5 protein-coding genes are annotated in these 12,021 nt (G+C 64.2%); all 5 read right to left on the minus strand.

The window, feature by feature from the left end; translation table 11 throughout:
- Positions 1-5,983: 5,983 nt before the first annotated feature.
- The gene (gene trxA, locus C566_RS0115685) at positions 5,984-6,310 is read right to left on the minus strand and encodes a thioredoxin (RefSeq protein ID WP_018775302.1); all 327 of its coding nucleotides are present in this window, start codon (positions 6,308-6,310) and stop codon (positions 5,984-5,986) included.
- A gap of 37 nt (positions 6,311-6,347) precedes the next feature.
- Complete coding sequence (gene trxB, locus C566_RS0115690) at positions 6,348-7,304, minus strand: thioredoxin-disulfide reductase (RefSeq protein WP_018775303.1); 957 nt, start codon at positions 7,302-7,304, stop codon at positions 6,348-6,350.
- Positions 7,305-7,574: 270 nt separating this feature from the next.
- Positions 7,575-9,131 (minus strand): hypothetical protein, encoded by a 1,557-nt coding sequence (locus tag C566_RS0115695; RefSeq protein WP_018775304.1) that lies wholly within the window; start codon positions 9,129-9,131, stop codon positions 7,575-7,577.
- A 172-nt stretch (positions 9,132-9,303) separates the two neighbouring features.
- The gene (gene murJ, locus C566_RS0115700; RefSeq protein WP_018775305.1) at positions 9,304-11,367 is read right to left on the minus strand and encodes a murein biosynthesis integral membrane protein MurJ; all 2,064 of its coding nucleotides are present in this window, start codon (positions 11,365-11,367) and stop codon (positions 9,304-9,306) included.
- Between the two features lie 62 nt (positions 11,368-11,429).
- On the minus strand, positions 11,430-11,978 hold the full coding sequence (locus tag C566_RS0115705) for an NUDIX hydrolase (protein ID WP_231386393.1): 549 nt from the start codon (positions 11,976-11,978) through the stop codon (positions 11,430-11,432).
- Positions 11,979-12,021 lie beyond the last annotated feature (43 nt).

Below are 12,021 nucleotides of genomic sequence, written 5' to 3' on the forward strand. Positions count from 1 at the left end.
GAACGTCCCTGCGGAGTGGTTCCTTGCAGCGCGTGGAGTAAACCCGCGATCCGCCTATGGGCAGCCGGCAACGGCCACGCCCGACATTGCTAGACCAGCGGTAGTCTCCAGCCGAACACCTCGTCCTGCGGTACTCAATCCGCGCATATCAGTCTGACCGCGCCGTCGCCTTTGACACGCTGACTACCCCGCCAGACCAACCGGCATCCCAAAAGGAAGCGGTCCCGGACAACCCAGTCCGGGACCGCTTCCCCACGCCCTTGACAGACGAACACCACATATCAGGCGGTTCCCGCTCGGACTGAACGGCGACTCTAGTTCCTCCACGACGATCGCGCTGATCAGCAAAAGCGATTGGCGGCCCGCTTCCCGGTGTTCATGGATTGCCCTTGGCTTTCGAGCGATGTTTCACGTGAAACGGGGCAGCCAAACTTTGACTTCGACGCGCATCAAACGCGAGGCCAAGCAGACGACCAGATGGCGGAGACGAATTGAGGCGGACGAATCCGGTCAACGGCTGGAGATCGGTCGGCAATCGTCATCCCGGAACCCCACCTTGGCCGGCCGACGGACGGGCCGAGTGCGGGCGCTTCGAGGGTTCGTCCATCCGTAACTCGAATCAGGAAGAACGGCCTCGTACGGCTTGGCCGGTTCCTGGGACGGTGAGAGCTCGTCGCAGCAACAGACGAACGTGCGGGCGGCCGCAGCTTGATGCGCGAGCAGGGCTGGTGGGGCAGCCGCCACGTCCTGGGGCGCCACCCAAAGCGCCCTACGCGCCGCTGTTGCGTTGCGAGGGCGCGTAGTTGGTTCCGTGACCGCGAAGCAGGCTGCAGGGCGCTGGAGCCTTGGACGCCGTGAGGTGCGTCGAAGCGGCCACTGTTCATCCTCCGGGTAGGGCAATCACTCTCGCTGCCTACCGGTCTTTGTTCACGGAGGAACCCTTCGTCTAGGGGAATTGGGGTGGGGTACCCGGCTATCGCACCCATGTTGTCAGGTGCTGCCGCAACTTTGCTGTGGAAAGCCGTCGATTGCGAGACGGCTCTCTAGCTAAGCTTTACGCTCAGTGATTGGCGCTTGGCGATTGCTTCACGGCCGACCATTCATGCCCCTGCTCTGGAGGCCCGTGGCTTGTTGCGTACGGGCGACGATATTCGACGCTGGTCTGGCGGTGGTTGGTGGGCTGTTGGCCTCGACGTGCGCCTCTACGCGATCCCTGAACCGAGGTCTGAATGTGGGTTTGGTAGGGGCATGCACGAGGCTCTCGACAAAGCTATTGGGCAGTACGGACCTCGACACGGACTTGGACACGGTCTTCGCGTGGGCATGGATGCGGCCTTGATGTGCACGGCCTACTGGCATCGGCGCCGCAGGAAAATCTTGGGTTATGCCACTCGGCAGAGTGCCACTCATGGAAGTTTGGTCGCCGACGCTGAACGAGACTTCATAGCTTCACGGATCACCGCGTCCTTCGGCTCCCCCGCCAAGTTGCTGCTCGACGCATCCGTCAACTTGCACACACATCCCTGATTCCGCATCCAGTTCCCGAAGACGCCGCGTCAGTTCGCCGGAGCTCGGGCAATCGGAACCGGGCACTTGCCACACATACGCCACCATCCAATTGGCCCCTCCTGCCGTATCCGACAGCTCGCACCCGCAATCCCGCCGCCGCACTCAGATGCAGATGGCGCCATGCCGGCATGCCTGGCACGTGACACGCCGGCTCCCCCACACAGTTCGACGCTGCTGCCGTAACCGTCAGCCGGCCAGAACGTGCGTGGGACAAAGCAGTCCTGAACTTGTTTTGCCACGTGCCCACGGCCCTCGCTGGCGGAAGGTCTGTAAGAGCCCTTCCTGCAGGAACTGTGAGCCAGCTCTGCTCTCCCTCAGGGGAGGACGAGTAGAGCCTGTGAGAAGTAGGTGCCGGCGTCGTGTCCATTGAGACCACGGGTCGATCACGCCTGCAGCGCACTAGGCCTGGCCCGGATTTTCGGGTGGCCGGTGTTTGGGCGCGCCCGCTGCCATCGTCGGGTGTGTGCTCAAGCTGCTGCATGACCAACTCCACAGTTTCCCCTGCCCGGCACTGCACGCTCCGGTTCACGGTGGTTCCGGCGGCCGGATTCGTCAAGGCCTAGGGAGGGAATCACAGTCCGCGACCCGCGACCTGCGACCCGCGACCTGCGACGTGCGACGTGCGACCTGCGACTTCGAGCCGCGGGCGGCGGGCGGCGGGCGGCGGGGCGCTGCAGGATTCGCTTCGCTGACCGCACCGAAGCGGCAAGTGGATACCGGAACCGGACGGGACCGGACCGTAAAGAGGGCACGTCGGCAGCCGGGTCAGTCTGGTTGGGTTCTGGACTCGGGCATGCGAGTGTGAACAGTGCCGGCTCGACCGGTTCCGCAGTCGGGCTGCTCCCTCAGCCCGGATCCCCCAGCCCCACCGGCATGGGTTCAGCCGGGACAACTCCAGTACCATCGCAATCTAGACAACGCCTGGCAAACCTCACCGTCGACGTCGGACTTCGGGTATGCACCAACCAACGGTCACGGCGGCGGTCGCGAGCTTATGCGAGTAGAGGATGTTTGAACCAGGAAGAACCACCGAGGACGTACGTCCCGAAGCTCTCACGACCCAGAAATACACGATGCCCTCCTAAGCTCATCGTGCCCGGGGCGCCCGTCGGGGCAACATGGCACGACGAGGCGATCCCATGGTCGGCACGCTGCCTGGAGACAAAAGGCTGAAACGGCTGCACTCCCCTGGTGGTCTCGAAATCTGGTGTTCTCAAAATCCGACATTGCCCTGTGGGACAGCACGCTCCGACGTAGGGGCCAGACGACCCAATCTGACGCAGTCGGCACTACGCTCGACGTGACATGGTTCGACCCACCTGGCTTTAGGGCTTCGGCCAACGGTAGGGCGACCCCTTCCCGAGACTGCTGCACCGCAGGTCGAGGCAGACTCCAGGCGCTGTTGTCAGGGCCGTCCATGGCCCGGACTTTAGCCAGCGGCCCGTGGACGGAGCGGTGGATAGAGCGGTGGATATTGCTGTGGATAACTTTGTGGATTAGTGGCCGGCTGTAGCCAGCTCGTGCCGGAAGGATCATGCTCCAACGGCGTCTGTGATATCTGCCCGGAAGCTCCCTTGCGGGGCAACTTTCCGTTTCACGTGAAACATGGTCAGCTCAGCCAGCAACGCTGGCCGGAGCATTCGTGGAGATGTCCCAAATCGCCGTTCTGCGGTTAATTTTTCGAGGAATTTGGCCTCGTCTTTGTGATTGGCGCCAGCATACTGACGGGTTGGCCAGGGCACATCCACTGCAAGGTGGACAGCTGGTCAGGAATCCAATGCGAGAGGCCCCAGCCGGGCTTCGCAGCTCACGGAGCGGGGCATGTGAATAATCTCTCAGGGCCTGTGGATAACTGTGTGAATAACTTCTGTGGAGAAACTGGTGGATATCGAGGAAGCATCGGATTCGACAGTCCCCTGGGAGTGCCGGTAAGGCCCCAATGTGGGACGCCGTTGACCCTGGTCTGGGGCCTTGGGACGGCAGTCATGACGGCGCGTGTGGTGTCCGTGGGGCCAGCACGGGGTCATCAATATGGTGGCGATTTGCGGACGGACACGTGAGAGCTCGAAGGACATTCCCGGTCGACAGCGGTGGTGCCTGCCGGGGGCGGGGGGAGAGAGGCCGCAAGAGCCGGCGTCCCTTGCGTTGTCGCAGAGGGGTCAAGGCGCTGCATTCCGGCTAGCAACGCATGGAATCGAAGAGGGCAAAGAGGAAGAAGTGCATTCGCCGGCACCGTGATCTGGATCAAACAGGGAAACACAAGGGCCCGGCTCAAGGCCAGTCCCCTCTTCAGCAGAGGCGCAACGACCGGCTGCCGACGGCACGGGGGTCTGGGGAAACTCCCTGCGGGTTGAGTGAGCTTGAGACCGAACGTGCCCGGGGTTAGCAGGCAATGGTCAGCGCGCAGTCGATGGGGCCGGGGACAGCTGGCAGTAGTCACGACGGAGATGATCATGCCGGGACCTGAACCGAGGTGATGGGTGACCAGACGACCAGCAGCGGCACGGCGGGTTGACCCTGGCAGATGCCAGAGGTCCCTGGACAAGCGGAGCGTCGACTCGGGCACTGTGAGGGCTGCGGACGGAGACACCGTATGGCCAGATCCCCGGACCTGGCACGCCCTGGAAGTAGCTTCGCGCCCAACGGATGGAACTGTCCCAAAACCCCTGTCTGGTCGGTTCGGCGATGGACTGGGAGCCCTGTCCCCCGCGTCCGACGTCGGGTAGCCTGCAGGTTATGAGTCGGCCGTACTGCGGCGGGACGAGTACCTCCGAAGGCTTCCTGCCGCGGCGGCCTAAAATCGGTCATCAAATCAGACAACATAGGCCGTCGGAGTGGACATTCGCCTGAGGCCCCGAGCTGGTGTTCTGCCCCCAGCCCCAGGGACTTGGCCCGCATCCCACTGCGCCCAAACGGGTCCATTGCAGGCCGTAGCAGGCCCCTCAGGTTTGAATACTGACGCGTGCAGCCGGCCTGAAGAGTCCTTAAGGACGGACGTCAGTCCCCCAGCGGAGTCTACGCAGGGAAATTTGTGACTGCCTCACTGCAGACTGGTCCGAGTGGGCCCACATGTTTCACGTGAAACGTGTGGGCCTGGAGATTCTGCCACCGAGCCGGATGTCGTGGCGATCTGCGTGAAATCCCGCCGGTAGTGCGAGCCTGTAGTGCGAAATATGAGTCGCAGCCAGCCGCGGCGGGTGATTGGCAAGGAGTTCTGCTGTTCGCGTTGGCGGAGGATCTTTCGGCTGCCCGGGCCGGAGTCGTCCAGGCCGCCAAGCGGAGAGACGCACGCCAGGAAGCGCATTGGTGCACCTCCTCCACGCCTCCAGACCGGCGGAAGCGCGGTGCCCAGACCCGCGATCCGCGGATTATCTAAGAGTCCACTGTCACTTATAGGAATATTTATGATTTGCACGAGTCGGTCCTGGTGGTGGTTTCACGTGAAACATGGGAGGGCGGAGTGGGCCGGCAACTCTTCAGCACTCGGGTGACGAACGCACTGTTTCACGTGAAACCGTCTCCGCGCCAGCCAGCCACATGCTGGGGAAGGTATTGACTGGCAGCATGATCGCCGCGTGGGGGCGACGTGGACGAATACGTGTCAATCCCGCGCAATTGTGGACATCCATTGCCTGGGCACCTATTTCACCGCGGACGCGGTTCGCTCCAATCCACTCCGTTTTACCGGCGGAGGTGCAGGAACTGGCGCAGCGCGCTTGCCCTGACGGGAAGATGCGGCGCCTGCCTGATCTCGTGTCGGCAGCGGTGCGTGGTGTCCGACGGGGAATCGCAGGTCCACTCACTTCTGAAGACCAGGCTTCTGACCCAGGTGTGCCCCACGCCATCACTCCTCCGACTGGGCTAACAGCGCGTCGAGTGCCTTTCGAGTCCGGGCCCGTCGACGCAAGACCTATCCATGCGCGAGTTGGTGTTTCACGTGAAACACGTCGTGCGTACGAGGTGCGCATCGCGGTTGGGTCGAGTTTTGCCAAACACCAAGTCGGGCTCCGCCAGAAATGGGATATCGGGAGGAACGTAACTTTGGGAAACCCGTTAGCAAAAGCGTCCTTCACTGAGCCAGTTCACTACTACGCAGTGCATGGCAAGCCTCATGTTTCACGTGAAACAAGTCTCCGGCGACGTGCCGACCCGACCGGCTCCCCGACATGCGTCCAGGTATGTAGGGAACTGCGGCTGCTTCACCGCTGACCGGAGCCTCCCGGAACGGCGGACGTCCACGGAAGAGGTGAATTGCCCGCCGGGAGAAAATAGGACCCAAAGCCACCCGGCAGAAGTTGCAATATCACTTCTGGTGGATTCCTGATGGTCGAGGCAGTCCCACTCCCCCGCTGCGGGCCGTGGATCACAGCAAAAAAGTGGCCCCCGCCAGAAGCGGGGGCCACTTTCGGTCAGCCTAGGACAGGACGTCCGCAAATTCCTTCTCGAAGAACTGCTTGGGCCGGGCACCGATGACGGTGCTCTTGACCTCGCCGCCCTGGAACAGGTAAACGGCCGGGATGGAGGTGATACCGTACTCGGCAGCGATGGCCGGGTTGTCGTCAACGTTCACCTTGACCACGTCAACCTTCTCGCTGTACTCGACCGAAATCTCGTCAAGAATCGGACCGAGTTTGCGGCAGGGGCCGCACCATTCGGCCCAGAAATCGACAATGACGGGCTTCTCGGAGGCCAGTACATCAGTGCTGAAGCTGGCGTCCGTTACGTCTTTTGCGTTGCTCATAACCTTTGTCTCTCTTCCGTTGGTTGCTGCGCGCCGTTTAGGCGTGGAAATCTGCGAGGTAGTGCTCGACGTCGAGGGCCGCCACACAGCCGGAACCGGATGCGGTGATCGCCTGGCGGTAGGTCGGATCAATCACGTCGCCGGCAGCGAAGACGCCAGGGACGCTTGTCTTGGAGGTGCGGCCGTCCACAGCGATGGTTCCCTCTGCGGTCAGCTCGAGCTTGCCCTTGACCAGATCGGTGCGGGGATCGTTGCCGATCGCCACGAACACTCCGGTCACGGCCAGTTCGGTTTCCGTGCCGTCCACCAGGTTCTTCAACCGCAATGCGGTGACTTTGTCCTGTCCCAACACGTCTTCCACACCGGTGTTCCACACGAAGTTGATCTTCTCGTGGGCCAAGGCGCGGTCAGCCATGATCTTGGAAGCGCGAAGGGTGTCGCGGCGGTGAACCACCGTGACGGACTTGGCGAACTTGGTGAGGAAAAGGGCCTCTTCCATGGCGGAGTCGCCTCCACCAATGACCGCAATGTCCTGGTCCTTGAAGAAGAAACCGTCGCAGGTTGCACACCAGCTCACACCGTGGCCCGAAAGCCTCTTCTCGTTCGGCAGCCCAAGCTCACGGTAGGCGGAGCCGGTGGAAAGAATGATGGAACGGGCCTTGAAGGTCTCCCCCGTGCCGATGGTGACGGTCTTGACGTCGCCGTCGAGGTCCAGGTCGGTGACGTCCTCGAACTGGATCTCCGTGCCGAAGCGGGCGGCCTGCTTCTCGAAGTTCTCCATCAGGTCCGGGCCCATGATGCCGTCGGGGAACCCCGGGTAGTTCTCCACGTCCGTGGTGTTCATCAGTTCGCCGCCGGCCGTAACCGAGCCCGCCAAGAGCAGCGGCTTCAGGTTCGCGCGCGCCGTGTACACCGCTGCGGTGTAGCCCGCCGGGCCGGAGCCGACGATGATGACATCACGTACTTCGGAGGCAGTGTTTTCTGCGTTGCTCACTGAACGGTGAACCTCTTCCTTTGTCGATGCGCCCGCCTCGATGGCCGGCCACATGGCACAACTATTGCCGGGCATTGAATATTCCGGCCGAAATGGGCGTCACGGAGCAACACCACTACAAAGGGTACCGGTTTGCCGCGGCCGGAGCCGGAGACCGCCCCGGATTACAGTGCCGCCTGCGCAGGGCCGCCGTTGCACGGCCGCACCCTTACAGCGCAGCCTTCGAGCGCAGCGGCCGCTGTTCAGCGCAGAGGAGCCAGGGCAGATCCGCTACTGGACCTTGATTTCGGCCAAGCGCAGGCCGTACCCATAGCGGGTCTTGGGAGCGGCCAGCTTCGGAAGCTTCTTGATGGACACGATCACATATTGCGCCGTGACGGGTTCAGACAGCGGCATGGTCAGGTCCGGTGACGTAAAGCTGTTGCTGCCAATCTGCTTTGCACCGTCCAGGGTCGGGCTGTCATTGGTGAAGACGCTGATGTTGCCACCGGAGGCCCCCAGTTGGCTCAGGGTGACGGAGGAGACCTTGGAAGGGTCCTTCAGCTTGACCACGAGCGGAACTTCGGAGGCGAGACCTCCCCAGTCATCCGTGGCAAACTCCATGTCGGACCAGAAGCTCGCGCCGTTCCCGTCAATAGTCTTTGCGAGGTCGGAATCGTAATTCCCGGCGAAATCGAAGTTGCCGAGCCGCGTCACGTCTTCGATGACGGGCGGACCGGCAGCAGGCGCCTCGGTGGCGGTCGAGGACGGTTGCGCGGTGGACGGTTCCGGCGCGCTGGACGAGGCGGAGGTTGCGGCGTTGGTCTGCGGGCTGCTCTTGAAGAGGCTGCCAAGGTTGGTGACCGCGAAGATCAGGCCCACCACCAGCACGGCAGCCAAGAGCCCGCCCACCAGCCAGCGCATGGAGCGCGGCTCCCGGTTGGGCTCGTCTTCGTACTCGTACTCGTCCTCATCCTGGTCGACGGCGGCACGGGCGGAGGCGGGGAAGTTGCCCGGAGCCCGATCCGCGGAGTCGAAGCCGGCCCCGGCCACTCCGGCGGCCGCGGCTGCGCCGCCGTCGTGCTCGCCGCCGCGCCGATCGTCACTGGTGTGGTCGTCGTCGGACCACAAGGAAACTTTAGGTGCCGCCGCGGGTGCCGGCTGCTGCGCGGCCGGCTCGGCCTGGCGGGGCGCGGCGCCGCTCTGGACGGGCTGCGGGGCCGTCGAATGCGCCGCGGTCTCCTGCGGCGCAGTTGTGGGGGCTTTGGGGGCCCTGGCGGCTGCCGCTCCGGCTGCTGCCGTGACGCCTGCCGCGGCAGCGGGAGCCGACGCGGGCCGCGACGGTACTCCGGCGGGGGGTACCGCCGGGGAAACCGGCGGCTGGCCGGCTGTGCCCTGACCCTGGCCATAGTTGATGTACCCGGCGTCGACTTCCTCGTCGTCGTAAAGTCCGTCGTAGGTTTCGGGTTCGTGGGAGCGGGCCTGCCCAAAGATCTCGCTGCCGAGAGTGTCCGTGAAGAAGGGTTCAACGTAAGGCGGGTTGGAAGACACCACAAGATCCAGGAGGTCCGCCGCAGAGGTGTGGTTGGTGATCAGGTACGTGGTGGCATCGCTGACGCCAAGATCCAGGATCTGCACGTTGCCGGGCCGTTCGCCCGTGGCCACTTCACGGGCGCTCTGGGCCACCTGGTCGGCGTTGCCCGGGCCTGCGACGAGGATGCTCACGGGACGGTTAAGCACCTGGTCCACACCGTCCAGCACCAGATCCTGGTCATGTGAGGTCAGTACGGTGGCAGTGACCTTGTAGCGGCCACCGAGTACTGATCCGACATCGATCGGGTGGGACACGGGCTCCTCCTAGACTGTCCGGGACCTGCCGACGTGGTCGCTCCGAGAGCGACCGTGTGCCCTCCGGTAAGCCGGTTGACCGCTGGTCCGCAAACTTCCCTTGTTAGTCTTCGATCCTAGCCGATGCTCTGTCCGGGCCGCGTGAGCACGGCAGTTAGAAACGGGGCTCGGCTCATTTTTTCTTTTTCCCGCCAAACGGGAAGTAGGGGTTGTGGCCGGCCGGGCCCTGGTAGGTGCGGCGGCCCGGCAGGGGAACATCGCCTTTGCCCAAGCCGCCCTGCGCGGTACTGGGGAGGTCTTCGGCCGGCAGGTAGCCGCCCTCCGGGCCCGCCGGACGGCCGTACGGAAACGAATCCTCTTCGCGGATGTCGGGACCGGCACGGAAGGACTCGGCGTCGAACTCGCCGGAGATTCGCGGAATCAGGCCCGTGTCCACCGAGACGGTGGCCCGCTCCGGTGCCCTTCGCACCTCCGCGGCGCCGCCTGCCTGCGGCTCAACGCCCGGCTCTGCGGCGGCCCTGCGCCGGAGCCGCCCCAGCAGCGGCTGCAGGAGGTCCTGCAGCTCGGTGACCCGGAAGAGCTTCAGCAGCAGGAAGTAAGCGGCCAGCATGACGGGACCGACGACGACGATTGTCACCAGCGCGGCGATCCGGTCGCTCCAGGCGTAGCCGTCCGGGTTGTAGCTGCCCAGCAGCCACAACGCCACGGCTCCGGCGAGGGCGGACCCGAGGGCCGCGTACCCCATGCGGATGTAGGAGCTGGCGATGCGGGGCCCGTCGAGGTGGCCCAGGAGCCGGCGCAGGAAGGTCGCGCTGACGATCACGGAGAGGATATTGCCGGCAGTGTAGAGGATCGCGATGGCGAAGATGATCTGATCGAACGGCAGGAACTGGATCGTGAACGCGGCCGTCAGGTTCACCAGCGCCAGGACCAGCTGGATGAAGAACGGCGTCCGGGCGTCCTCATTGGCGTAGAACACCCGCGACATCATGAAGTTGGCGCTCATGAACGGGGTGCTGAGGGCCAGGATCGTGAGGGTTTGGGCCAGCATGACACCGTCCTGGCGCTGCCCGCCGGAGAAGAACATGCCCAGCGGTCCGGCCAGCGCGAAGAGCGCCAGCGCGCCGAAGACGGTTGCCACGGCCATGGTCCGCAGCCCGTGGGAGAGCGCGTTGCGCAGGGCGGCCCGGTCTCCGTCCTGGGACGCCCGGGTCATCCGGTTGAACAGCACGGTGGCCAGGGACAGGGCAATGATGGAGTGTGGCAGCAGGTACAGCTGGCTGGCCACCTCCAGCACCGCGTTGCCTGGGATGCTGGTCGCCGCGGGGTCCCCCGCTTGCTGAAGGCGGAGCCGTTCCGCGCCCGGGATCGTCGCGATGCGCATGACGTAAAGGAATGCGAACTGCCCGACGGCGGCAGTCGCCAGGGTCCAGACGCTCAGCTTCGCGGCATGGCCCAGCCCGACTCCGCGCCAGCCGAAGCGCGGCCGCAGCCCCAGCCGGAGCCTGAACACGGGAATGAGCAGCACGGCGGTCTGGGCGACGACGCCGATGGTGGAGAACCCGGCGACGAGGATGGTCTGGAACGGGCCCCAGTTGTCGATCGTGTGCGGGTTGGCGGCGTTGGCCCCCATGATGCCGATGAACATGCCCAGCCCGGCGATCGCCACGATGTTGTTGATGATCGGCGCCCACATCGCGGGCCCAAAGGCCCCGTGGGCGTTGAGGACCTGGGTCAGCAGGGCGTACAGGCCGTAGAAGAAGATCTGCGGAAGGCACCAGAACGCGAACGACACCGCGAGGGCCTTCTGCTGCGGCGAATAGCCCTGGGTGGTCAGTTGAATGACCGACGGCGCCAGCAGCGTGACCAGCAGGGTGAGCACCAGCAGCACCAGCACCGCCAGCGTCAGCAGCCGGCTGATGTAATCCGCTCCCTTGTCCGGCGCCTTGCTTGCCTTGATGATCTGCGGCACCAGAACGGCATTGAACACCCCGCCCGCCACGAGGAGGAAAATGAGGTTGGGAAGGTTGTTGGCGTTGATGAAAGTGTCGTTGACCGTCGAGCCCAGGCCCAGGGCGGCGGCCAGCATCCAGGTCTTGGCGAAGCCCAGGAAACGCGAAACGAGGGTTCCGGCAGCCATGATGGCGCTGGAACGGGCTTCTCCGGATTGGGCAGCTTTGGAATCGGCGGGGCCGGAGGGTACGGGGGCGGGTTTGGCTGATGACATCGTCTTCATCGTCTCACCCGCGCGGGGCATTAGTCGCTATCCAAGGACGTGACCGGCAGCACCGGCGGTCTTCAGCGGTCTTCCGGGAGGACTTCCTTGGCCAGATCCGCGATCCGGCGTTCATTGGGGAAGGACAGCTTGCGCGCCAGCTCCTGGATCGGAACCCACGCGACGTCCACGGCTTCTTTGTCCGGATCGTTTTCGATGGTGAGTTCCCCGCCCGTGGCCCGCAACAAATAGTGGTGCACGGTCTTGTGGACGCGGTGCCCGCTCACGGTGAACCAGTAGTCGATGCTTCCCAGCGGTGCCAGGATCTTGCCTTCGATTCCGGTTTCCTCGGCGATCTCGCGGACCGCGGCTTCCTCGTTGCTTTCTTTGCCTTCCGGGTGGCCCTTCGGCAGGCACCACTCGAGACGTCCGCCGCGGTTCAGGCGCGCGATGATCGCTACCCGCAGGTCGGCGTCGGACATGTCCACCACGACGCCGCCGGCAGAGATTTCCTCCACGGTGGGCAGGGAGGCGTGGCCCGTGTGCTGGACAGGCGCGACATTGGCACCTATTGCCGACGGCAACGGTGCGTTTGTCCTCCTGCCGGGAGCGCTCGGTACGGGATGGGCCATGAGGTCCACTCTAACGACTCTTGCCCGCTGTTGATGACCTAAA

This window comes from Arthrobacter sp. 131MFCol6.1 (assembly GCF_000374925.1).
Lineage (GTDB): Bacteria > Actinomycetota > Actinomycetes > Actinomycetales > Micrococcaceae > Arthrobacter.